This is a genomic window from Rossellomorea sp. DUT-2, from assembly GCF_052665285.1.
The window spans coordinates 274,296-299,397 of sequence record NZ_JBQPEO010000005.1 but is presented as its reverse complement, the minus strand read 5'-3'; the positions used below and the strand labels follow the sequence as shown (position 1 = coordinate 299,397).

The window sequence follows — 25,102 nt, the reverse complement described above, 5'->3', positions numbered from 1 at the left end:
CCCTCCGTTTGTTCGTTTTAATGAACTACTACTTTAGTGTAATTTAAGGTTGATAATAAATAAAACCTTATAAAGGGCTATTTATTCTTAATAAAGAACACTTCCCTTTACATATCTTAGATTTACTTCTATTTCCTTACAATTATATATTTTATAATGAACATATTAATCTTTATAACGAACAATAATTGCTATTGATTTATGGTCGGAAAGAAATGAGAACTTTTACTAAAAAGGGCTCCTATAACGGCGCCTCCAAAGTCCCGGAATTTTTGTCAAAAGACCCTTTAAGAATGAAATGAAGATTCATTATCAAGTCTATAAAGAAGAAATTCTAACATATTTCCTTTATATTCAATAGCAACATTCTTTCCGAAAAGAGCATTTTGAAAAGAAGACATTAAAAAAGTAGGAACAAGATCCCTCCTGTCCCTACAATGTCACACGATCCACTTGTTGACGCAGTTGAATCATGTTGTCTTTCACACGTTGTGAGATTTCACATAGTGCTTGAATCGAATTACCTTTATGTTGACTGAGCTGGTGGACGATGTCGTCAAAGAGCATTTCCATTTCTTCATGGATGGCCATGGCCGACACATTGTAAATATGGATATTGGAGTAGCTCGTTTTATCAAAAATCGCTGAGTCGATATAGGGTCTGAAGCTGTCAAGTAACGCGGGGAATCCGATCGTCAATCTGGTTAATCCGTCCCGGAGCCCTTCTATGGTCGCAGCCAGCTCATCAATCGGCTCCAGTGCGGAAGAAACATATGAACGGATTTTTTCATCGAAGTCCGAGAACATACTGATGAGCTTTCCAGGAACCGTCCCGCTAAGGGCAATATTCATGGCACCCTTGATTTGAGCGGATATGACCTCCAAAGTGTTTTCGATGGCAAAAGCAAGTCCCGTCAAACCGCCTAAAAGCGGCAATAGAAAGCGGTGGGAAACTCCCTTGAAGGCTTCAAAGGATCCATCCAGGTAAATCTCTTTCACCTTCATACCGATGAGCATGTGACTAGATGTTTCCAGCACGTAGTCGTTCTTCTTAGGCATCACTACTTCATGTTGAACCGAAGCCCCTCCCGAAATGCTTGCACTTAAAGAAGAATCACGTTCTCCAAAGTTTTTGGCAAGGTCCCCAACCTGACTCTGAAATTCTGCTATGTGACTATTCATTTTCACATTATTGGCGTTGATAATCTCATAGTGAGAAAGCATCTCGTTCACAAGGAGGTCCTCCAGTGTTTCCTTCCCTCCGCTAAATAGCTCCGGGATTTCTTTATGAAGGATGTTCTGCAGGAATCCTGTCAGACTGGTAATCTCCTGTTTGAATTCAAGCAGCTGACTCCGGGCCTGACCGAAAATGCTTTCGACACTGATGCTTCGGTTGAATAAGTGCTCCACGAGTTCGACAGGTGGGGAATTCAACACACCGTTGAGAGATCTACTGGCGTTTTCAGCCAAATTCAAGAGAGAGATAAGATGGTCGATTTCCGAGGTCAAACGATGTCCCGTCGTCGTGATGCCGATGAATAAAGGATTTCCGATCAAATTTTCGAAAGAATCCTCAAAGATCATCTGCAGGCGGCTCAACCGTTCCGAGTAACGATCCCCTTCATGCTGGGCGATTTCCTGTGAATTGGATAGGTAATCCTGGGCATACCCCAATCTTGTGGTGACATCCCCTGCCAGGGCTTCAGTCAGCAGGTTCAGATTCTCGCGATTGATTTCAATCCTTTCTGAATGACCGCCATAGAGGGGTTCCCCCGTCCAGATACTTGTCATGATGTGGGCGTCGGCTTCAACATGAATCTCACCGTAACCAGGTTCCCCATCTAGACCAATTACGTATTTCCCACCATCGGTATACCCCGTATGATTGTTTGTCAGGATACTGAACTTCTCGCCGATCACCGGTATACCTGTCGAAATATCGTACCTCTTTCCGGGGATACGGGAATCGAGATTCAGGGCAATGAGAGTTCCGGTTAAGACGTCATAGTTGGTGAAGTAATTGGTGATGTTGTCGTAGGTTTTGTTAGGATCGATTACCCCTTTTGGAAGAAGTGCCGGGTTTAGGGTAACTGCTTTAATATCTCGGCGATTTCTTACGGCGTAGGTTGCTAATGGACCACCAAGAGAGTTACCGGTGGCATACGTCACACCGCCTTTATTTTTATTTTCTTTATCTATTTTTGTAAGATAACTTTCAGCCGCTTCCAGTTGAGGTAGTGTCAAATCGCTCAAAAGTTGGGCATCCGTCAGTAAGTCCTGATTACCGTTCGCAGCCCCTGCATCCGTACCTACGTAAACAACGGAAATTTCTTTTGACTCGACGTTTTCAACGGTCAGTGCATCCAGTCCAGTTGGGTCTCCGTACAAGGTATCAATAACCTCATATGAGTGTCCATTAACCTCCACAATTTTATGCCTCGCTGGTTTTTGATAAGCTACCAACCCCGCTAATTCAACTAAATCTTTATCAATCTCCACATTTTTAACAGTTGCTACATTGGCAGTCTCTGTCACTGGTTTGCGTACTTTAGACATATTCAAACCACCTATTCCTTACGAATAATTTCTTGTTCTATTGAATTATCTTTAAACCCTTCAAACGATTCCTTGTGAACGCCATTATCATTTACTGCAACTCTATATGTTCCTTGGGGTATAGCACTCAATTCCTCTAAATCTTTCGCAACACGTTTCATTACCATTTCGCTAGGTGGTACGTTCTCTGTCTCCATAAAGAGCATGATGTTAATTCTTAAGTTGTCCACGTTGAACAATTTTGGATTATACGCTTGTTTTAATGTATCGATGTTTGTTTCATGATCTTCCATATACAACTCATAGACAGGCTTAATTGCTTCGTCAGTATTTAAAGATGACATAAAGTAATAAGGTGTCATATTACCAGAACCACCAACATTTTGAAGAGATTCAATTGTTCTTCCTACCACCTTTTCTTCTGATACCACCTTTTCAAGATAAGTATCCAGATTCTTAAATTCATCCTCTAATATTAATTTGTATAATCCTTCACGAATACCTCTCTCAACTTCACCTTCTTGTGTTCTGACTCCACCAGTCACGATTTCTTCGGTTCCCTGGTCTATCGGAACAATAGCATAAGAATAAAAATGAACAGGTCCTGTCGACTCTACAAATACCGTCACTCCATCTACATTTCCTACTAGATTATGAACTTTTACCTCAGTCTTATATTTTTCTAAGAAAAACTCCTTGACCGCTTTTTCCACTTCTTCACTTTTAGCTTCAGCAATTTTATCGTTTTCTTCACCATTATTTAGTGTGTACCCTTCACCTTTATAATCTTGTACTCTTTCATACTGCGCTGCCACTTCATTTTGTGCACTTTCCTTTTCATCCACACCATTACCATTCGCATTATCCATATCCATACATCCTCCAAGTAGTAATGAAAGTCCGATTCCATATATAATCCACTTATTTTTTCTGTTCATGAATGTCTGATCCTCCTAATTGGATGGGTTCATTTAAAGAATTACCTATCTATTGTATAAAAGTCTGTAAAGTATTAACAGTTCAATCGGATAATACTTAGAGCAGTCAGGTAAAACAGGAAAAAAGTAGGAGAGCAGACTTCTTTTTTACGTTTCTTTTATACTATTCATTTTGCATAATCAACTTATACCTTTAGGTTTACATATTTGTATAATTACCCCAATTGTTCAAATAATAACCTTCTATTCCCGAAAATAGTTCTCTTTTCATTTATAGCTGTCAGACTCTATCACAAGCTGGGGCCATCTTGTCGAATAATCCCGAGTCTTTTTTTGAGGGAATTCTCTTTCACGCCTTCAAACGACTGTTTGTGAACTCCGTTGTTGTTGACGAAAATACTGTACCCTTTTTGGAATATCAGCCATGCTTTCAACTTACACGACTACGGAACGGCTTCGACGGACTATTACTTAAGAGCCATCCGTGGGTGTATAGAGGAAGAACTGCTCCGGGGACTTGGAGAGTTGTATTATCAAATAGGCTAAGAATTCGCACAGACGATTCCTTACTTAAAAAAAGAGCTCCTCATGTTCGAACTTAGGGGGGATACCCCTTACGTTTCTTTTCTTCATAAAAGATTGGAAGTCTTAAGCGGGACAAGGGGACAGATTCTCCGTCTTAACATTTAGAAGCAGCTTCTTGGAAGAAAAAATGGGACAGGGTGCCTGTCCCCGTCCCACCTTATACATATTCTACAGATTTCCGCTCCCTCTTCGTCGGTTCTTTCAGATTGACGGTTTCTTTCACGATATAGATTGGGCGGTTTTTGCTTTCGTCATAGATTCTGGCGATGTACTCCCCTACGATGCCCATGCCTAACAGTTGAACCCCGCTAAAGAAGGTGATGGCCACCATGATCGAGGCCCAGCCTGTTTCCACCCCTTCTCCGAATAGCTTTACGCCAATCGCATACACAAGGACCAAAAATGAAATCAATACCGACGCGAAACCGATGGTCATTACCAGCTTCAATGGCTTGGTCGAGAACGCAATGATCCCGTCCGAAGCAAATTTGATCATTTTCTTCAAAGGGTATTTCGTTTCTCCTGCAAACCGCTCGTCCCGTTCGTATTCAATATAGGTCTGGTTAAACCCTACCCAGGAAAACATCCCCCTGACAAAACGGTTACGCTCCGTCATCGTCTTGAACACATCCGCAGCCTTTCGATCAATGATGCGGAAATCTCCCGTATCCTTAGGAATGTCGATGTCCGACATATAGTTCAGGAATTTATAAAAATACTTAGCTGTCAAAAGCTTGAATTTAGTTTCCCCGGATCGTTTTTTCCGTTTTGCATAAACAATCTCATAGCCTTCTCTCCACTTCGCTATGAGTTCCGGAATGACCTCGGGCGGATCTTGAAGGTCCGCATCAATGATGACGATCGCATCCCCCGAAGCATAATCGATCCCCGCTGTCACAGCCGTCTGATGACCGAAGTTCCGTGCGAAATTCACGATTTTCGCCTGACTGTCCTTCAGTGCGATCTCATTCAGGATATCGAGGGTCCTATCCGTACTGCCGTCATTGATAAAAATAAATTCATACTGGATATGATGATCCACCATGACGTTCTTGATCCTGTTATAGCATTCCTGTGCCACTTCTTCTTCAAAATACATGGGAATGACAATTGAAATTAATTCCTGCATGATACCCTCCATTTTCCATATTAATGACTGCCCTTGGCTGCGAAGGTCCATCTCGCATTCAACAGGTAGTTCAAAACCATCCCCGAGCCAATGGCCACGATATTCGCCACAACCGGATGGAACCCAGCATAATGAACCAGCAGATACAGTATCAGGGTATTAAAAGCCAGGGTGAAGATATTCACAGAAGCGAACTTCACAAATACATCCGCCTTCGCATCGCGAGCATCGAACACCCATTTTCTATTCCAATAATAGCTGTTCAATACACCCAACACATACCCCAGGACGTTCGCAAGCAGATAGTGTATACCTATATAGATAAAGAGCGTGTAGCTCCCCAACGTGATAAATGTGTTAAAAATACCGACTGTCCCGAATTTCAGGAACCTTTTCATCCTATCGAACTCCTACTCTTTCATTCTCGGTTAAAGATACCAATAATTGAAGTTTATATCAATCCTGGGAGCCATTGCATTGAGAAACTTTACAAACTTTTAACAATAGAATGGGGAAAAGAAGTCCCAAATGCTGTGCGCTTTGATATAGTAGAAATTGTATTTTTAAAAAGGAGGCAAATCATGAGTTCCCGCATCTTTCATTTTTTACATAGATTTATTTACTACATATTCTTTGGATTAATTCTATTTTTAGTAGGATTGAACATCTTTATGAGTAGAGGATATAGTACATTAAGTGTAGAACCACCTGCGTATTTCAATCCCATTACATTGGTGATCGCGGTCCTACTGACCCTATTGGTATTCCGCTTTCGCAGGTACTTGACGGGATTCTTCGGAAAAATCCCTCCTCTATATGGGGTCATCGTGCTACTGGGTGGAAGCCTGATTCTGCAATTACTAACGATAAAACAATTGAACGTCCACCCTACCTGGGATTTCGGGGCGATCGTCGACAGCGCGAAGCTTTTCGTTGAAAAAGGGGAAATCGGGGATTATTTCACGATCTATCCCAATAACATACTGCTCGTCTGCATCCTGGCCGTGATCGGCAAGCTGACCACCCCTGCACTGCTGATCTTCCAACTCTTTAACGTCATGGTCATCACGATAAGCCAGTATCTCATCTTTAGAATTGCTTCAAAGGTTGCCGGGAAAGCTGTAGGGATGGCAAGTTTACTGGTCAGCATCCTGTTCTTTCCCTATTTCTTTTATGCACCTGTCGTCTATACGGACACTATTTCATTAATTTTTCTGCTTTTGCCGTTACAGATATTAATCAACAAGGAGGGGAAATTTAGAGAGAATCTGCTTGCCATCATGGCAGCTTCCATCATCTTTGCTTTCGGGATGCTGTTAAAAGGGTCCCTGATCATTTTCACGATTGCATTTGCGATCGTTCTTTTTCTCTATATGAAAAAATGGAAAAAGTTGTATGTTTTCATTCCCTTCATCGTCCTGTTGGTGGTAAAAACTTTATTCACCAGCGGCATTTATCAGTTCGGTCTCCTTGATAAGGAGATTGTAGAAAAGAGAAGCATGCCCGTCACTCATTGGATGGTGATGGGGCAAAATAAAGACCGCTTCGGGAAGTACGCTCAGACGGATGTTGACTTCACGACCAATCTCCTAAAGGAGCACCCAAGGGAAGAAGTCACTGAAGCCCACCTCAACGAATTAAAGAATCGCCTTGCCGATAAGGGACTGGCGGGAAACATCGCCTTCAACATCGAAAAAATCGGTCACACCTGGACGGACGGAACCTATTACACTTTAAATAAACTAAGAAGATACCCTGTCCATCCTGAAAATTTCCAACGCTTGACGGATTATAAATCCGGACATGTCGTCCAAGGTTATGCGAGGGTACAGCATCTCTTATTGTTCTTTGGTTTACTGTTGGCATTGAGGTTCAAAGGGAATCATCCCTTCATCTCCTTTGCCACCTTGTCCATCATCGGGTTCTTTCTTTTCTTCATCCTATGGGAAACCCGCTCCCGTTACCTCGTCAGTCTCACCCCGCTCATCATCATGTTGAGCTGCATGGGGTATCTGGGACGTGGAGCGGAACAGGGAACCAAGGGGAAAGTGAACTGACCCCTTGCTTCTTCAGTCCCCAAATCTCCCTCGTAGAAACCATAAAATATGAAAATAGGTTAAAACGGGAATAAAGAGAGTGAAGTCATAATCATCGTGTATAAGGTATCCAGAAAGAATCAAAGCAGCGATTGAGTAACCGATTAATTGATATAAATACTGCTTAAGACGATGTGAATGAGGTGAAAACTTTAGAATAAGAAAGTCGATAAGATAAGTAACCGGTATGCCCAAAAAAATATAAATCGGTATTTCATATAAAGCGACAACCAATATCGTTACCCAAATGGGGGGATTATAATTATACCCTAGAACCTCTACTGGTTCAGTTAGTAGGTGGTCAGCTCCCACAAATAATACAGCAGATAGGGGAGCTGAGAGAAAAATGGCAAAGAATATCAATGCGAGTTTCTTCATTATATAAGTACCTCTTTCAAACATAGAATATTTTGTGGTGGTATTAATATATCATAGAAGCTTGGGACTGGTCTGATGCTTTCGAACATATAAAGAAGCACGAGAACTGTCCCCTTGCTTCCCAGGAAAAGGAATGTCTGAGCCCACCTTCTCATAGAATTATAGAAAAGAAGGGAGCTGGTCTCAATGCTTGAGTGGAGTGCTGTTATTGCAGCCATCGCGTTTACCATTCTCGTCATCTATTTGATTTTGACATTAAGAAAAGTAATGACAACACTTACTGAAACGGAAAAAACGCTGTCTGACGCCCGGACAGCTGTGAACGGCATTACAGAAGAAGCAGAAGATCTGATTCATACCGTCAACCAAATTTCTGTTGATGTTAAAGGTAAAATGAAAGCCGTTGACCCTTTAATTGAGTCTGCTCATGATGTGGGAGAGATGATTCATGATGTGACCAGCTCAGTAAAAAGAACTGCATTGCACAAGAACAATCGCAGAACCATTCATGCGCAGGAAAGCAAGCCAGTACAAATTAAATTGAAGTAAGCAAAAAGAGGCCGGTTGATCCAGCCTCTTTTTATATGGGTGGATTTTGACGCCAATCTTTCGTCTCCGCGCTTCTATCCTCTCTTCCCGCTTGAAAACGTAATGTTCTTATACCATAAATCAGGAACGATATTCCCCACAATCTCCAATTCACCGATTTGATCCACTACCTGACATCCTGATTTCATCATTTCTTCCACCCTTCTGATCTATTCATGTTTTAAATAGGCTGGAAGAGTGAAAAAGGACACCCCTTGAAGAATATTTTTAAAAAAATTCCTTCATTACGAATATACCTGGACAGCGTAAGCACTATAATTTCCGATATGAAACAACGTAATGATGAATATAATGTAGAAACAAATTGAAAAACATTCAGGGGGAACAGCCATGAACACATACATTGAAGTCGAACCGGGAATAGAATTATTCGTGCAGGATACCGGCAGCGGGGAGCCCATTGTATTTATTCCGGGTTTTACCTTTACGACTGAAGTCTTTTCCGAACAGGTCAAGCACTTTTCAAAAACTCACCGTACGATAGTGATCGATCCCAGGAGCCATGGCCGGTCAACCATGACGGTCCACGGGAATGACTATGTCACGCATGGAACTGATCTCGCAAAGGTATTGAAGCACTTAAAAGTTGAGAATGCAACGCTTGTCGGCTGGTCATTCGGATGCTTGACGGTTTGGGAGTATATCCGTCAATTCGGTACGGATGGTATTAAATCCATTGTCTTAATTGATATGCCACCTAAATCTCTATCCATTCAACAAGATGAGGATTGGGTGGAAGGCAAGCTTGATGACATGGCTGCGGCCTACACGAACTACCTTCGCAACCCAAAAGGACAGCGGGATTTCATCTCTGCTTATGCCACTGGAGTCATGGTCCAACGGGAGCTGAAGGAAGAAGAATTAGATTGGATCGTCTCCCAATCACTAAAGACACCTTACTACATTGCCGCCAATCTGTTTTCTTCCGGGCTTTTCTCGGATTATCAGGAGGAGGCGGCAGAGAGCAGTGAATCCGTACCGACCCTATTTGTGGTCGCCGAGCACTGGGAAGAGGCCGCAACTTCATACCTGAGCAAGCTGGCTCCTAAAGCATCGGTGGAAGTACTGGGAGGGCATCTGATGTTTTGGGAGTATAGTGAGAAGTTTAATGGGATTGTTGAGGGGTTTTTAGAAGGGAATTAATAACACAGCATTTTTTATACTTCTTTTGTTCTGCAGAAGTCTAGAACAACAGATAAGACTGCCTTTTTCGCTGAGAAGGCAGTCTTTTCTTTGATTTTTCATTTATGACTTGATTGATTCAGTTTGCCTGATCAAAAAAATATCTCCAAGAATCAAAATCAATGTCCTTTTATTATCTGAGGTTCTATGCCCGAAACAATGGCCCAAATCATCCTCCCTCCCCATGCTTATGTAAATGTAGAGTAAATGTCTCCATCTTTCTTTCGTAAAAAGGAGTTTATTTTACATTTTATGGGTAAATCAACTTTATAAACCTCCAAACAAAGGACAAAAGACTTAGAACAGCGTTGTAAATATGTGTTTATTTTCCTATTACCATCCGTCTTTCCATTTGATACCATTTATACTGGAGAAACTACGACATTTTTTTATAAAGGGGATGAATCCACTGTCCTATCTATCATACTTGCAATCTCAACTCACTGAAAAAAAAGAGCAGGTCAACCGCTTAGAATCCAGTATTCGAGAGTTAGAAAACATACAAAATGAGTTCGTGCACCACCGGAACTCCATAGAAGATCCTGAACTCTCCCCACATACATGGAAGGGTCAGTCAGCGAATGCTTTTAACGAAATTCGTAAAGATATTTCTTTGAGCTACAGGGACCTCTATCAAATTCAATTAACCGAGTCTATCAGTACTTTAGAAAATAAAGTAAATGCCCTATACTCTGAGATCCAGGCGCTTCAATACAGTATCTCTCAAGAAATTACCAGAATTAATGAGGAAAAAAGGAAAGGGGAAAACCACGTTGGGTGAAGAACTTAAAATACGCTACAGTGCTGTAGAACAAGCTGTTACGAACATTGACAATGCTGCTGGGTCTCTTGACACGGAACTGCCGACGGATGCTGCCGGGGGCAATCAACTGGACGTGGTTGAACGAATAAATGAACTGAGTCATCAATTGAGGGAGATCAGGGATTTGTATAAAGAAATTCTGGCAAAGAATAATCAGTCTGTAAAGAAATCATTAATCAGCATGGAGGAAGCAGACCATCAACTATCTTCCTCCATAAAGCTAAGTTAGGAGGGATAAGGTTTGAAGATATTGGATTCACAATCACTACAGAACGGTATTGTAGAATTGATAAACAAGCTTTCAGCGGAAGGGAAGCAAATCTATGCCCTTCAACGTGAAATCGAGGCTTTTATTCATCTTGATGATTCGTTTGAAGGAAAGGGTGGAGCAGCCATCCGTGCTTTCTATGAGGACTTTCATAGGACTCTTCTCTCTGCCTTTTCATATATAGTAGAAGACTTCGAGCGAACCCTCAGCAACATCAAGAGTGCAGCCGAAGACTTAGAGCCCGATGAAACCGGGTATATTCAACAATCATTTCTTTCCCATGACCTGAAAGCAGCCTTACGAAAGGGCGAAAACCTGACACTGGAACTGGTTGATGAAGCAAATTCCACAATCAGCCGGGTAAGTGATATTGTTTACTCACCCACTCTTCAAGAGAACCGATTTACTAGTCTGCAACAACAAGCTCATAACAAAGTGGACCAAACGGTTGAAGACTTGACTGCATTTGATACTACTCAAACAAAGGAACTTGAGTCGGTTGAACAAAGTATTCAGCTATTAAAAAAGTATTTATACGAAGTGAACGGGATGTTTAAGAATGAAACATTAAACATTAATACTTACGAAAGTTCCATTCTAGATGACTCAAAGTTTCATGAACACGTACATTCATATCAACAAAATCGAAAGTTATCAGTCATTGGGGACATGTTACTATCACCATTTGATACAATCAATAGTAAAATGAGTTGGGGAGACAACCTTCTTGCAGGCTATCAAACTCTATCCGTCCTGTCTGCAGGTGTATTTTCTACCAAACTTAAAGTTCACTATCTTGGCAGCAAGCCCACACTATGGCAGAAACTAAGAGGCAAATACGAGTTCAGTGTCAGGACTGATCCTTCCTGGACGAGTAAAGGGAAACACAGTTCCAAGTTGGCGAAAAAGCTCCTTACATTTTCAAGAGCAGAAACGCCAAGTAACCCCTTGTTAAAACAATTGCAAAGATTCGTCAAGACATACGAAAGCCCTGCCCACATATACAAACACGCAGCCGGATTCCCAAAAAACTTCAATAAGTTAACCGGAGCACAGTTAAGAAAGAGCATATATAACCGTATGACAACAGGTACCAAAGAGATTCTAGGAAAAACGGCAAGTGCAAAAGGACTAACGACAGTAGGTAAAAAAATTCCTTTTGTTGGAACTGCCGTTTCATTTGTAGCAAATGCTGGAGAATTTACATCTCCCGAGAATGCTAATATGGGTTCAACCGAGAAAATTGGTCGTTTCGTCGGTGGGGTAGGAACAGACTTGGCCGCAATTGCTGCAGGCACTCAATTAGGAGCAACTATTGGGAGTGTAGGTGGACCTATCGGAATAGTCGCAGGAGGAGCAATTGGTGGTCTGGTAGGCGGTCTTGCCAGCTCTAAATTTGGTGGAAAGGTCAAGGATTTCACAGGGAACATAGGCAAATCAATTGGCGAATCCTCTGCAGTCAAGAAAATCAGTAAGGTAAAGGACTCTGTAATGAGTTGGTTTAATTAGGAGGAAATTATGTTTTGGACAATAGAAGACACGATTGAAGTTGTTAAAATAGGAGTCGGATTGATTTTAAGTACTCAATTTGCTTACGGCTGTACAATAGCACTCTTAGAAAAAACGATGTTAGGTTTCTACGAGTATTCGATATACGATCCACCCACTACCACCATTCAGAAAATGATTAACGTATTTCAAAAAGGCTTGTTGGGTTCCGGCCATTATATTTATACAAAAATCGGAAAATATAATTGGTTCGTGCGAAAGATATTATTCCTAATTGCACTGGCTATTCAAGGTATTCTCTCAATCACGCTATACTATATAATATCCGGGTTGCTGGAAGGTATTTTTTTATAACGGAAAAAAGATAGAAAACACCTCCCGCTACTAATTAGAGTATGATTAGATGAATCCTGCACCTTAAGCAAGACCATGCCCGAAATTAAGTTGCCTTTTAATTTTACATAAACATCATTTTACAACCAAGAATTTTTATCATATCCAGCAATAATTCATACGAGGAGTGATCACATGAATCATATTTTGACCTGTACATCTGAAGAACTTGCCTTAATGGTCAGCTTATCAGGCTACGACAGTGTAGCAAAGGGAATTGCAGAGGCAGCGATTGGAAAGAAGAACGAACAGGAATGGATTGCCATCATGGAGGCGACGAGTAAACAGCTGATCATGAAGCGTATATTAGATGAAGAACGGGACGCGAGAGAAGAGAATCCTTTAAAGGAAGAAATGCTCCACTTCATCAAAAACTACGTACAATCCAAGAGGATGATCCGTTGTTCCAATACACCTGCCAAGTCTGTAATGATGATCCATCACTACGAAAACGATGACTGGCTGCTTCACCTCATTGAAAAGGATATCATCCATGAATTCTCCATCATTTCTTCAGATGAGATGGAGAATTATATGAAAGAATACTATGGTATACAGAAGCTGCACACAACCGAGAATCGATCATTCATTCTCAGTGAGAAGAACTTCGATCGCTTAAGCGATCCCGACAAACTAAAAAAGGTGCGAAAAAGCTCGAAATTCACAACTGAAGAAGAGATTAGCTTTGACCTGTTCGCAGAGGACTTAAGACGCTTTGATTGGACGCTATTCAATATATCCAACTTCGGGATTGTGTCACTGGAGGATGAAATGTATCTGGAAAATATCCTGTTCTTCCTTCCATCGTCCCAAGGGATATGGTTGAGCGAATATAGTGATGAATCAGAATCGATCCATTTCCATTTAGCGGATGAGAAGGAATGGGAAGAAATGCTGCGGAGCATCGGAGAGTTTGCATCACACCTGGTCGAACAAGAATAATACCTGGAACACACAAGCCTCACTTTCTTCAGTGAGGCTTCATTATTCGATAGCTAATATACGAAATTATTATTCTCATCTTTCAGATTTGTAGGCGATATATCCAACCCAGATTGTTAAGCATATGGTCACGATAACCCAAAAACCAAACATGTATTCACCTCTACTTCATCTATTTAAACCGTATCCACCTATCTTATGGTATATTATACCTTACAATTTTTTATATGATAATATGAGATAAGTCTGGTTTTCAACGCATGAAAACTACATATATCAACCAATATATTTTTTGAAAACCTTAATTTAATCCTGTAATAAAGAAATAGCTGACACCATGGACTTAAGCGTACTCTCCAATTGCTCAGACCCGCTTCCATGCCCTCCTCCATATCAGGTAAAAAGTAGAGTGAGACCCTTCCCCGTTCTTCCCCCTCCCCATGTTACACTAAGAATAATGAATACCCCAAAGAGGTGCTACTATGGACTACTCAGTAATTGGAACAAAAATCAAGGAAATGAGGAAGATGGTCGGGCTCACACAAGGAGACCTGGCGGAAGGAATCTGTACGCAGGCACTCATCAGCAGGATTGAAAAAGGAGACATTTATCCAAGTGCCACGGCTCTCTATCAAATTGCGGTTAAACTTGGAGTGGACATCAATTATTTCTTTGAAATTGGAACCACACCCAGGTTGGATTATATCCGGGAAGTGGAAAGGCAATTAAAATACTTAAGAGATACACGGCAATACAAAGGGATGATCGATGTCGTGAAAATCGAGGAAAAGAATCCCCTGTTTTATAAAGATAATGAGAAGCTTCAGTTGCTCTACTGGCATAAAGCGATCTACCTGTATGAAGAAAAGAAAGAAACCGAATCGGCCTTTACCCTTTTACATAAAGCGTACCACCTTACCGCCCATAGTAAAAAAGCCATGTCCGAAAGAGAAATGGAAATCCTATCAACCATTGGTACGATTCATGCTACGCTACATCACCATGACGAAGCACTCGATTATTATCACCAAGTTGAAACAGCCATGAAAACGACCGAACATTTACAAGAAAAGGTCATCAAAACAAAATTGTTCTGTAATATGGCCAGAGTCCTGACCCGCTGTCACAGACTAGAAGAGTCAACAAATTATTGCCTAAAGGCGATCAAGTGGTGTTTCGAGGAAGAACTTCTTTGGGGAATAGGAGAGCTGCATTACCAAATCGGCTACAACTATGAGCTGATGGATGACATCGAAAAAGCCCTTTTCTATATGCAACGGGCATATCATATGTTCGAGCTCCGTAATGATAAACTACATATAGACTTTCTCGGGAAGAAAATGGAGAAGATGAGGACGCAGGAAGCATAGGATTCATCCACAATAATAATATCGGACTTTCGAACGGGAGTATTTTATAAAGGTATCTAATTATACTTCTGCAGAAGGAATTCCTTATTCTTTCAAGGTTCTGTATGAGCAAGGCGAATATTTCGGGTGATGTGATGAAGGAATTGGATGGTATTTTAGGGAAAATTTATTAATAGTAAGATTCATTCTTTTTAGACACCTTAAAAAATAAATCAAACCCACATCCCTAATTCTCTGGAATTTGGAATGTGGCTATTGAATTTCTTGGTACCAAGGGGACAGGACCCCCCCTAAAGGAAGTCAAGATACTGTCCACTTGACTCACTTTATTTTCTTTATGCTCTTTATATATTGCGTCGCATCATCTAACAATTCTTCTAAGAATTTTTCTGGAGATATGGCGCGTGAATCGAAATCCATTTTTGTTCTATTAAAAGAAAAGTCTTTATGTGCAATCTTATTTCTAAATACAGTTAGACGCTTAGTTAATGTAGGATGAATATCTAAAATTTTTTGCTCCGTAAGTTTCGTTTGAATATCGTGAACGACATTTTTTCTTTTTTCGTTTTCTTTCACTGGCGGAGTTCTATACTCCTCCCCTGTGCGATCTTTATAAATCCCTTTCATAAGCTGTTCTAAAACAGCATAAACCTCCAATGTTAAAGATGCCAATTTATAATCTTTTCTTTTAATATACATATCTTTCATTTCCTGTTTAGACAAGTCAGCAAAACGAAGATCGATTTCATCATCTTCCTTTGTATATTCAACAATTTGTTCAAGCTCATCCCTTATTAGCCTCAAATGAGCAAGTGCACCCTTTTTCTTATCTTTCAGTTTCCCCATAGACCTATGTCCTCCTTGTCATTTCCAGCTATTTTACAGGGCCATGGGGACAGGCACCGCCACTTGAAGCGCCAAGGGACCTGTCCCCATGGTTCCCCAAAAAGTAGAGTCGGAATCGTCCCCAGTTTGTCTAAGTAATCCCCTGAGCGCCCCCCATACCGCCTAAGCTGACCCCTAAAGAACTCTCATTTATACTTACATACACACGCAAATCTGAGCTGCTATCAGACATATCTCCACCAATATAATTGGACCAGGAATTGCTTCTGATCACCTCATCACTTTTTAACATTTTCTCTAATGATGAATCTATTTCATACCCAGTCAAGGTAAGTAGCTGAAGGACATATCCCATCTTATCGTTTGTGATTTCTCCGTGGAAATCAATTTCTTTCCCATGAAAAACATCCGCTGGATATCTACCCATATGGATACTAAGAAATCTATTCTTATTACAGTCTTCTAGCCAGAATTTATATGCAGATTTTTTGACAGAAAGATCCTCTTTTTCAGCGATTTTATGCATACAGGTATGAACTAATTCTTTAACTTTAGAATTAGCCAGTTGATCGAATTTCTCTATACCGACACCCGAAAGGTGGATTAATGCTTTAGATTTAAGTTTATCTGACAAGTCAGAGCTTAATATTTCATGAATTTTCATCATCGCTCTGTCTTCATCTCTTAATCTATATTCGGTATAATCCATATCTCCTCGAGGATCATGAACTGATACATCTTCATCAGGATTTATTTCACCTTCATGAACTGCATCCCAATATAGTATATCCGTACTTTGTAGTGAATCCCTATCGTCAACTCCATCAGTTGGAACGATATTCATAGAAGTGTAATCCGGAAAATCCACATCGAATTCCTCAACAGGAGTCTTCCATTTAGAGTAAAGGTTGGGATATCTCAATTCTCTATCACTATACTGCCTCGGATAAGTCTCCATCAATCGATCAGCGATTTCATCTCTCTTCTTATAAATCATTCTGGGTGTAATTTTCTTAGAAAACGGATACCAAGATTCAATAACCCGTAAATGTTCAAGTTGTATCTCACTATTTTTATCCATCTTATCCTCCTTTATTAAACTATGATGATCGAGGGACAGAGACTCCTGTCCCCATGGTTCCTAACTTATTGGTTTAAGTTATTGTGGGGATTTCCATCTGGATTACTTCTTAAATATGGCTCTACATAAGTACCGTTACTCTTATAATATCCATCTACTTGATGGGTTCCTGGGTTGCTATTATGATCAGCTCCCGGTCCCCATTCTGAAGGTGTATTATCATAATTACCTTGATCATCGTTTAAAGATGATAAAAACCCACCAAACATAGCGATCATAAAGAAAATGATCAAACCGAAACAGCCTAGCGAAAATACAAAACTTGAGAGCTTTTGAATAACTTCTCCTACTTCTTGATTTCCTGATTTGGTTAATTTTTCTCCTACTGAATGGATCAACGATAAGAGCATGAATAAGTCAACAATAATTAATACTATTTTCATATAATGATCCTCCAGTGATATCTCAACGGGACTATTATACTGTATCCTTTTGTCCGTACTTGTCGAAATTTAGCATCTAGTTTATTTATTTTCACTATAGGAGCTAGAAGGACATGAACCCTAGACCTAACAACAAAAAAAGCCAAGGAACCTGTCCCCACGGCATGTACTAGATGTTCATAATAATGGTAAAATAATCCTATAAGTGTTGTACAATAAATTTTAGAAAAAAGCCATCCATCGAATGAATCAAGCTACGCAACTTAAATGGAGATCAGTATTCAAATTATCCATACAATAAAGGGGTTGATTGTTTGAAAGTCCTACTAAACACTATTATTGATTTAAAAAACTCTAGCAATCCAGAGAGCTTCCAGGAAGAATTCAAGAATTGGATAGAAAGAAATAATTGGGAAGTAAATAACGCTGACTCCGTTATATTGCCAGATATAAATATAGATAAAATTCGACTTGGAACAGGGACATCCATCTTTCATACAGATTATGTTGGAGAATGTAGTAACAATGAAGCTAAGAAACGCTATTTCCTAAGTCGAACATGGGATGCCCGGTTACCAACTATTACAACGTTTATGATGAACCCTAGCAGTGCAGATGAATTAACTGGGGACAATACAGTTAATTTCATGATTGATTATGCTAAACATAACGGATATGGAACCCTTTTTGTCGTTAATACTAGTCCTGTCATAAAAGGCAGCAATACGAATGATGGAGATTTCTTGCTAGATGACGATTGTTTCTCGTATATAGAACACGCTCTTACTCACTCTGAAGCAATCGTTTTAGGATGGGGAGAAAATGGTCAAAAATATGGACTTCCAAAGATAACAAAAGAATATCCTTTAATTGAACTCCTACAAACTAATCAACACAAACTTAAAGTCTTTGGCTACGGAAAAGAGAATACTCGACAAATTTATCCTAAACATCCGCATCCACAAAAGGTGAGTCAGAGATTTTCCATTCAGCATGATTTGATTCACGTTACAAAAGAAAAACGAAATGAATTATTTGGGAGTTTGATTATATAAATCATTCCTTTCACTTAACCAACATAACTACTGCTCACATCGATCCCCTTACATTTATGTAGAAGGTTAAGAGAAACACCATGTTCTAAGCGGTGATAATTTACCCTTAAAATTAACATTTATATCCTCTTATTAGTCTTTTTGGTGTATGATTAACATATGGTGATTTATCACCGTAAAACTGAGAGGAAGATAGACATGGGGAAATTTAAAGAGTTTGTAAAGTTGCGTTGGAAATACATATTAGTTGCATTTATCGCTTTGATGATTGGTTCGTCAATGGGGCCGTCACAGGGAGCTGTTGATGTTTTAAATGAAGAAATCGTTGATCTAACCAGCCAACTAGAAAGCAGCAAGGTTTCGGCTGAAGATCTTGAGTCAAAGAACAGGGAACTTTCTGCAAAAGTTAAGGAAGCTGAGCCGTTCTTTGCATTATCTGAAGCGGAACGAAAACAAAAAGAAGCTGAATTAAAGGCTAAAGAGGAAGCTGAAAAAGCCAAAAAAGAAGCCGAAGAAAAAGCAGCTGCTGAAGCTCAAGCCAAGAAAGAAGCCGAAGAAAAGCGATTAGCGGAAGAAAAAGAAAAGAAAGGTTACGACACTGGCATTACTTATGACCAACTAGCCCGAACCCCTGATGAATTTGTTGGAGAGAAGGTTAAGTTTAACGGTAAAGTCGTTCAAGTTATGGAAGGTGACGGCACTACCCAACTTAGAATTGCAGTAAATGATGACTATGACACCATTCTCTTTGCTCAATTTGAATCAAGTGTTGTGGAGCAGAGGGTCTTAGAAGATGATAACATTACCGTTATGGGATTATCTTCTGGTCTATTAACATACGAATCCACTATGGGTGGTAACATTTCCATTCCTGGTATGTTGGTGGAGAAAATCGAGCAGTAGTACTTTGATAAAATAAAAAAATTCATTCATTAAAGCCCCTTCCCTAAAAGGTTGGGGCTTTTTCAATGTAAAAAACAATAATAAAAGTATACCCTTTCACTTTTTCTTATTCTTCGAAATACGTTTTTGGGCATTCGCATTCCCTTTCGAAGAAGATTTCCCTTGTGTTTTCGAATTTTTCTTTGTTTTTTGTTCCATAACAGCCTTTTGTTCTTCTAACCATTCCTTATAATCCAATAGCTCAGGAGATTTCTTCCACAAAGAGCTCGCTTGTATATATCTTTGACATAGGGAATAATAATCTTTTGCCAGATCAAAATCCTCTTTATCCAACAATTCTTTTATGTAAGAAAGTGATCCAAAGTCTTCACAGTCATAGCGAGCCCATAAGCAGGCTAAATCATGAAGGATTTGAGATTGTCCTGTGTGTCGAAGATGATTCACCAAATCAACAGATAATTGCTTTCTCTTTTCAAGCGAACTTTCCATCATTATGAGTTCTTTCATCCAGTTTTTCAGTATAAGATGAAAGTAATTAAAATGAAAATGGTACGAGGGCTTAAAGGGAATTTTGCGCCTGTTCCTCCCCATATATGGTAATAATTTAGGAAAAATTAGCTCACTTTTGAAGTGATCGCTCTGGCTCAAATCAATGTTGACAAATACTTTTTAAAACTGTTCATCATAGGAAGCGTCAGGACGGTTTTAGAGGTGAGATTTTTGAAGGATAAAAAATCTCAAATAAACCCCGCCAAACCAATAACTCGGGGGGGTGAAATTACTAATCCCTACTAAATAAATCCCTAGTATACACCTTATCCTCTACTTCGCTTAGATCATCCGACAATCGATTCGCAACGATTACATCTGATATCCTCTTAAATTCTTCAAAATCATTAACCACTCTAGAATTATAAAATCTCTCTTCATGAAGTGCTGGCTCATAAACAACAATTTCAATTCCCTTTGATTTAATTCGTTTCATAACTCCTTGTATAGCGGATTGCCTAAAATTATCTGAATCCATTTTCATTGTAAGTCGATAAATTCCAACAATCCTAGGATTTCTGTTAATTATCATATCTGCAATATGATCTTTTCTTGTTCTGTTAGCATCAACTATAGCTGTCATGATATTGTTTGGTACGTCCTCATAGTTAGCCAGTAATTGCTTCGTGTCTTTTGGGAGGCAGTATCCTCCATAACCAAATGAAGGATTATTATAATGATCACCTATTCGGGGGTCTAAACCTACACCATCAATAATTTGTTTAGTATTTAAACCTCTGATTTCTGCATAAGAGTCTAGCTCATTAAAGAAAGCAACTCTCATTGCTAGATAGGTGTTTGCAAATAGTTTAATAGCTTCAGCCTCTGTTGAATTCGTAAATAAAACATCAATATTTTCTTTAAGTGCACCTTCTACTAACAAGTCAGCAAAAACTTTTGCTCTTTCAGACTGTTCCCCAACAACAATTCTTGAAGGATATAAGTTATCATATAATGCTCTACCTTCTCTTAAAAATTCTGGAGAAAAGATAATATTTTCTGTCTCAAATTTTTCTCGTACTGCTTCTGTATAACCTACCGGGACTGTAGATTTAATAACCATAACTGCATTTGGATTTATAGATACAACATTAGCAATAACAGCTTCTACAGTTCTGGTATCAAAATAATTCTTTTTAGGATCATAATTGGTAGGTGTAGAGATGATTATATATTCAGCATCTTTAAATGCTTTATAATTGTCTGTTGTTGCGGTTAAATTCAATTTTTTTGTTGCTAAGAATTCTTCAATCTCATGATCTATTATTGGAGACCTTTTGTTATTTATCATATCTACTTTTTCTTGTAAGATATCTAATGCAATTACTTCGTTGTGTTGACCCAGTAATATAGCATTTGATAAACCCACATATCCTGTTCCAGCAATTGTAATTTTCATTACTTTATACACACCCTAGCAAAATTAAATGATATGTTTTATATTACTATACATAACCTATAATTAATTTCTTTTTCTTGCAGCTCTATAAATATTTAACAAATAATTCTTTTCTTCTTTGTTAAAGAGCAAGAAAAAAGAAAATAATATATATCCTATAGTAATAATTGTTCCTGAAAGTACCAAATCCCACCAACTTATTATCTGAAAGTAAGATTGTAAAATAAAACTTAATATGGTAATAAAAAATGCACCAATAATTGGATATATCATACCAACAAAATATTTCCACAGTGGTTGATTAGTTACTACAGAACTATATATTGGAATAAAAATAACATTTTTACCTATTAATGAGATAGCACCTGCTAAAACGATACCGTATAGGCCCAGATTAGTATAAATAGATAGTAGGATAGCTAACAAAAGGTTTATAACCCCTAATATGATCGTTGCTAAGCCTGGTAGCATCAGTTTATTAACAGCTGTAAATATATGATTTAAAGGTAAAGGACTAAGTGTAACAATTAAGTATGCGGAATTTAATATTAAAAGCCATTTATGTGTTACAAATTCAGGTCCTAACCAAATGTTTAATATTACCCCTGCAAATCCACAAATTAAAGCTGCTGGTAAAGCTATCAATAAACCATTTAGTTTCACTGATTTATTACAATAGTTTATTAGTGAATTTATGTTTTTACTGGCATAATTATTTATTATAACAGGTGCAAATACGGAAGATGTAATATTAGCAACTGTTCTTAATAATAATGGAAGCTGTAACATAGCTCCATAAACTCCTGCCTTTGATGCACCGAAAATAATATTCGCAAGTATAATCTCAACTGAAAGAAATAATATAACACCAATTTGTCCGATTGAATTCCATATACCGGCACTTAGTAATTCTCTTAAGTTGCTAAAATTAAACCTCTTAAAGTTTACGGATACTGTTGGTATGAGCTTCTTAAAAAAGTAAAAACTTGTAATCAGTGAAACAGCACCTGCTACCATTGCCCCTAAATTTATGTACCATATTTTGGGTGAAAATATGGTTAACAATAATAGTATAGCAATTGCTTTAGTAATAGCATTTATTGCTTCAATACCTTTAGTAATATATAATTTATTCATTGCAAAGGGACCAGCTAAGAAAAGAGAATTAACAAATGTAATAATAACTAAAGTCCCACCAAAAAAGATTGCTAGTTTTACATCAATTAATAAATAATCAGGTACATTTAATACTCTGTTTATCTTATTTATTACTACCATTACTATAATTATTATTAATATCGCCCCAAAAAGCGTTGAAACTAAATAAGTATTAAAATACTCTTCTGCTTTTCTAATATTACCTTGTGAAATAGATATCGTTAAAAACCTAGCAATTACAGAGCTTAGAGCAAAAGTTAAAACCGACAAAATGCTAATAATTTGTTGAGTTAGCGGAATAAACCCGTAAGCTTCCGTCCCTAAATTATTTATTATCAAGGGAGTCATCCAAAAAGTAATAAATACAGTTAGAAGAAATGTAAGGATAGACGCCCCTAGATTATAAATCAAATTGTCTTTCATTTGAATTTCCTTCCATCTATTCTAGAGTTAAAATACTTTTTTAAACATTAAGTAATAATTACTAGATTATGTACAAATACATTAGGATTTAATATTATTTATCATTCTTTGTCGATAATTCAATTTGTTTCAATACCTCACTATTAATGTCAAACATTAATTTCAGCTCTTCTTTTTTTTCGTTCATCTTACTTATATTAATGCTATACTCTTCTACTAGATTATCTACTCTATCAGTTACACATAAATAATCACTTATAAAACCATGCAAAGTAACCATATTTTCTTCAAACCCCGTCAGTTTAAAAAATTCGGTAACCTTTTGTTGCCAACTAATCCCAATGAAAGGTATATTTTTAGATAAGGCAACTATAGTTGAGTGCATTCTAGTTCCAACTAATAAGTCTAGTTTATCAAATAATAGTAAGGTATTCTGTAGATCCATAAAATTCTCAAATTGCAATCTACTACTATTGGTATTTACTTTTAGTCTTAAGTCCTCTATAGCTTTAACATCCAACTTCTCAGTACAAAACACCGAAATTTTGTAATTGGTATTTTCAAGGTAATAATTTATTAATTTCTCTAAATTAAATAGATATTCCTGGTAAGTATCATCTGTATATTCTGCCAACCTTATATCCATAACATTAATACCGATTGTTCTTACTTCGCCCTTTAATTTGTCAATGTTCTGTAAGAAAATTACTGGATCAACTGTTTGAAATAACTTCCTTTGACCTTTATTTAAATCACTAATAAGATCATATGACTTTTTATCTCTTACAGTTACATAATCGGCCATATTCAGTACTTCAATAGTATTATTAATTTGAGATTTAGTTTCGAAAGGACCAATACCTACGTTTATCACAAAAATAGGTAACCCTCTCTTTTTAGCTTCTTTCAATATTAAACCAAAATAGAATGCTGATGATGAGTATTTTTCTGTATCAAATATGGCATTTCCCCCACCAATAATTAAAGCATCAACATCCTCTATTTTTTCACGATATGTAGCTAAATTTTTATTATTAATTGCTTTTTTCTTATTAAGGTAATCTCTAAAGACTGAAATCATAAAGGTTTTCCTTAAATATTTTCTATATATAAATTTTAAATAATTACTTTTCTTTTTCTTTGTAGATTTGGGATGATGTTGACTATATTGAAAAGATTCATCTAAAGTATTATAAAATGATAAATTATAATCAAACCTGTATATCGCTTCTGTATAATCTATTAATAATTTTTCTAGCTCACGTACAATTAATTCGTCACCTAAATTCTTACTACCATATCTACTTATAAAGATTACTTTCATATTTCCACCTATTTCTTAAAGTAATGTTTCCCACTCACTTATTACATTTCTATAATTATACTTATCCAAATAAGTATTTTTATTATTTGAAAGAGATATTCTTAAATCTTTATTTAATATTAACTTACTAATTGCTTTTGAAAATTCATTGATATCGTTTTGGGGTACGAGAAGACCATTTTCCTTATCTCTTATTATACTCCTAGGGCCATAATTACAATCAAAAGCTATAACTGGAATTCCTACCTTTAATGCTTCTAACAATATCAGTCCAAATGACTCAAATCTGGATGGTACAACTAAAAAGGAGTATTCTTTGTAAGTACTATATATATTTCTGTTGTACCCTTTTAAATTTATTCTAGTATTTAAGTTTTGTTGGGATATCTGCTTTTGGATATTATCCATTTCAGGCCCTGAACCATATATATCTAATTGCCATTCATCATCATTAATTAAATCCAAAGCTTTGCCAAATGATTCAACCAGTAAATCGGCACCCTTCTCATAACTTAATCTCCCAACATACAGAATCTTTTTACTATTATTATTATACGGTGAGTTTTTAATGTTAGGATCAAGTGCATTAGGAATGGTTTTAATTTTATTTTTTTCGCCATTAAATATTTCCGCATACTCTCGCTCATTTTCCTCTGTCAAAACAACGAATCTATCAGAATACTTCATCGTTTGCTTTAGACCTAACCAACTTAAGCCATATCTACTATAATTGCTCATACCGGTATGGTCACGGACTACAACTTTCAATGACTTGTCTTTCAAAAACTTAGTTGGTATGAAAGGGACAAGGCCCACCCCTTCAATTACAAGTGTGTCAAAATGTGCAGATGAAAGAAGTCTTTTGCACTGAAAGTATGTTTTGAAAAATACTTTTTTTAGATCCACATTTCCTTTCAATGATCCTTTCAAAAATGTAGTTTTAGGACCAAAGTCATATTTAGTCTCTTCATAATCAAATAGTGATATTATTGTAACTGAAAACTTTTCATTATTCAGTGCTTTTGATATTAATGATAACGATTTTTGTATCCCACCACCAGTTGCAGCTGAAGAAACCAAAAAAGCAATATTTTTCAACATAAACACCTACTTATGAATTTATCGTTCAACTTGAGCCACCTG

24 protein-coding genes are annotated in these 25,102 nt (G+C 37.8%); 11 read left to right on the top strand and 13 right to left on the bottom strand.

Annotated elements, in window-relative coordinates:
• Window positions 1-432 precede the first annotated feature (432 nt).
• From ACOSV2_RS19315 to ACOSV2_RS19300, 4 genes are all read right to left on the bottom strand, one after another.
• A complete protein-coding gene (locus ACOSV2_RS19315; protein ID WP_428976525.1) occupies window positions 433-2,556 on the bottom strand; it encodes an SA1320 family protein in 2,124 nt (707 codons plus the stop codon).
• Window positions 2,557-2,567: 11 nt separating this feature from the next.
• The gene (locus tag ACOSV2_RS19310) at window positions 2,568-3,494 is read right to left on the bottom strand and encodes a DUF1672 family protein (RefSeq protein WP_428976524.1); all 927 of its coding nucleotides are present in this window, start codon (window positions 3,492-3,494) and stop codon (window positions 2,568-2,570) included.
• A 742-nt stretch (window positions 3,495-4,236) separates the two neighbouring features.
• Window positions 4,237-5,208 (bottom strand): glycosyltransferase family 2 protein, encoded by a 972-nt coding sequence (locus ACOSV2_RS19305; RefSeq protein WP_428976523.1) that lies wholly within the window; start codon window positions 5,206-5,208, stop codon window positions 4,237-4,239.
• Between the two features lie 20 nt (window positions 5,209-5,228).
• Window positions 5,229-5,606 carry a GtrA family protein gene (locus ACOSV2_RS19300; RefSeq protein ID WP_428976522.1) on the bottom strand — a complete coding sequence of 126 codons (378 nt, stop codon included), beginning with the start codon at window positions 5,604-5,606 and terminating at the stop codon, window positions 5,229-5,231.
• A 183-nt stretch (window positions 5,607-5,789) separates the two neighbouring features.
• On the opposite strand from ACOSV2_RS19300, the gene ACOSV2_RS19295 reads away from it, so the two are divergent.
• On the top strand, window positions 5,790-7,265 hold the full coding sequence (locus tag ACOSV2_RS19295; RefSeq protein ID WP_428976521.1) for a hypothetical protein: 1,476 nt from the start codon (window positions 5,790-5,792) through the stop codon (window positions 7,263-7,265).
• Between the two features lie 12 nt (window positions 7,266-7,277).
• On the opposite strand, the gene ACOSV2_RS19290 is transcribed toward ACOSV2_RS19295, so the two are convergent.
• Window positions 7,278-7,682, bottom strand: a complete 405-nt coding sequence (locus tag ACOSV2_RS19290; protein ID WP_428976520.1) for a hypothetical protein — start codon at window positions 7,680-7,682, stop codon at window positions 7,278-7,280.
• A 186-nt stretch (window positions 7,683-7,868) separates the two neighbouring features.
• Here ACOSV2_RS19290 and ACOSV2_RS19285 point away from each other — a divergent pair, with 186 nt between their 5' ends.
• From ACOSV2_RS19285 to ACOSV2_RS19250, 8 genes are all read left to right on the top strand, one after another.
• On the top strand, window positions 7,869-8,231 hold the full coding sequence (locus ACOSV2_RS19285; protein WP_428976519.1) for a DUF948 domain-containing protein: 363 nt from the start codon (window positions 7,869-7,871) through the stop codon (window positions 8,229-8,231).
• Between the two features lie 390 nt (window positions 8,232-8,621).
• The gene (locus tag ACOSV2_RS19280) at window positions 8,622-9,434 is read left to right on the top strand and encodes an alpha/beta fold hydrolase (RefSeq protein ID WP_428976518.1); all 813 of its coding nucleotides are present in this window, start codon (window positions 8,622-8,624) and stop codon (window positions 9,432-9,434) included.
• Window positions 9,435-9,789: 355 nt separating this feature from the next.
• Complete coding sequence (locus ACOSV2_RS19275) at window positions 9,790-10,254, top strand: YwqH-like family protein (RefSeq protein WP_428976517.1); 465 nt, start codon at window positions 9,790-9,792, stop codon at window positions 10,252-10,254.
• Window positions 10,247-10,525, top strand: a complete 279-nt coding sequence (locus ACOSV2_RS19270; RefSeq protein ID WP_428976516.1) for a YwqI/YxiC family protein — start codon at window positions 10,247-10,249, stop codon at window positions 10,523-10,525. Before ACOSV2_RS19275 ends, ACOSV2_RS19270 begins: the two co-directional genes overlap by 8 nt.
• A gap of 12 nt (window positions 10,526-10,537) precedes the next feature.
• Window positions 10,538-12,073, top strand: a complete 1,536-nt coding sequence (locus tag ACOSV2_RS19265; protein WP_428976515.1) for a T7SS effector LXG polymorphic toxin — start codon at window positions 10,538-10,540, stop codon at window positions 12,071-12,073.
• A gap of 9 nt (window positions 12,074-12,082) precedes the next feature.
• A complete protein-coding gene (locus ACOSV2_RS19260; protein WP_428976514.1) occupies window positions 12,083-12,427 on the top strand; it encodes a hypothetical protein in 345 nt (114 codons plus the stop codon).
• 174 nt (window positions 12,428-12,601) lie between these two features.
• Window positions 12,602-13,408, top strand: a complete 807-nt coding sequence (locus ACOSV2_RS19255) for a hypothetical protein (protein ID WP_428976513.1) — start codon at window positions 12,602-12,604, stop codon at window positions 13,406-13,408.
• 482 nt (window positions 13,409-13,890) lie between these two features.
• The gene (locus ACOSV2_RS19250; protein WP_428976512.1) at window positions 13,891-14,778 is read left to right on the top strand and encodes a helix-turn-helix domain-containing protein; all 888 of its coding nucleotides are present in this window, start codon (window positions 13,891-13,893) and stop codon (window positions 14,776-14,778) included.
• Window positions 14,779-15,099: 321 nt separating this feature from the next.
• On the opposite strand, the gene ACOSV2_RS19245 is transcribed toward ACOSV2_RS19250, so the two are convergent.
• The 3 genes from ACOSV2_RS19245 to ACOSV2_RS19235 form a co-directional block, all read right to left on the bottom strand.
• Window positions 15,100-15,624 carry a hypothetical protein gene (locus ACOSV2_RS19245; protein ID WP_428976511.1) on the bottom strand — a complete coding sequence of 175 codons (525 nt, stop codon included), beginning with the start codon at window positions 15,622-15,624 and terminating at the stop codon, window positions 15,100-15,102.
• A 130-nt stretch (window positions 15,625-15,754) separates the two neighbouring features.
• Window positions 15,755-16,705, bottom strand: coding sequence for a hypothetical protein (locus ACOSV2_RS19240; protein WP_428976510.1), 951 nt, complete (start codon window positions 16,703-16,705; stop codon window positions 15,755-15,757).
• A gap of 65 nt (window positions 16,706-16,770) precedes the next feature.
• Window positions 16,771-17,148, bottom strand: coding sequence for a hypothetical protein (locus ACOSV2_RS19235; RefSeq protein WP_428976509.1), 378 nt, complete (start codon window positions 17,146-17,148; stop codon window positions 16,771-16,773).
• A 314-nt stretch (window positions 17,149-17,462) separates the two neighbouring features.
• Between ACOSV2_RS19235 and ACOSV2_RS19230 the strand changes: the two genes are divergently transcribed.
• On the top strand, window positions 17,463-18,203 hold the full coding sequence (locus tag ACOSV2_RS19230) for a DUF1643 domain-containing protein (protein ID WP_428976508.1): 741 nt from the start codon (window positions 17,463-17,465) through the stop codon (window positions 18,201-18,203).
• A gap of 198 nt (window positions 18,204-18,401) precedes the next feature.
• Entirely contained in the window at window positions 18,402-19,106 is a 705-nt protein-coding gene (locus tag ACOSV2_RS19225) for a toxin regulator (protein WP_428976507.1), read from the top strand.
• Window positions 19,107-19,202: 96 nt separating this feature from the next.
• Here the strand turns inward: ACOSV2_RS19225 and ACOSV2_RS19220 are convergent, their stop codons facing one another.
• From ACOSV2_RS19220 to ACOSV2_RS19200, 5 genes are all read right to left on the bottom strand, one after another.
• Window positions 19,203-19,598, bottom strand: coding sequence for a hypothetical protein (locus ACOSV2_RS19220; protein WP_428976506.1), 396 nt, complete (start codon window positions 19,596-19,598; stop codon window positions 19,203-19,205).
• A gap of 289 nt (window positions 19,599-19,887) precedes the next feature.
• The gene (locus ACOSV2_RS19215) at window positions 19,888-21,054 is read right to left on the bottom strand and encodes a nucleotide sugar dehydrogenase (protein ID WP_428976505.1); all 1,167 of its coding nucleotides are present in this window, start codon (window positions 21,052-21,054) and stop codon (window positions 19,888-19,890) included.
• A gap of 63 nt (window positions 21,055-21,117) precedes the next feature.
• Window positions 21,118-22,635, bottom strand: a complete 1,518-nt coding sequence (locus ACOSV2_RS19210; protein WP_428976504.1) for an MATE family efflux transporter — start codon at window positions 22,633-22,635, stop codon at window positions 21,118-21,120.
• A 94-nt stretch (window positions 22,636-22,729) separates the two neighbouring features.
• The gene (locus ACOSV2_RS19205) at window positions 22,730-23,959 is read right to left on the bottom strand and encodes a polysaccharide pyruvyl transferase family protein (protein WP_428976503.1); all 1,230 of its coding nucleotides are present in this window, start codon (window positions 23,957-23,959) and stop codon (window positions 22,730-22,732) included.
• A 15-nt stretch (window positions 23,960-23,974) separates the two neighbouring features.
• Window positions 23,975-25,060: a glycosyltransferase family 4 protein gene (locus ACOSV2_RS19200; RefSeq protein WP_428976502.1), complete on the bottom strand. Its 1,086-nt coding sequence runs from the start codon at window positions 25,058-25,060 to the stop codon at window positions 23,975-23,977.
• Window positions 25,061-25,102: the final 42 nt, after the last annotated feature.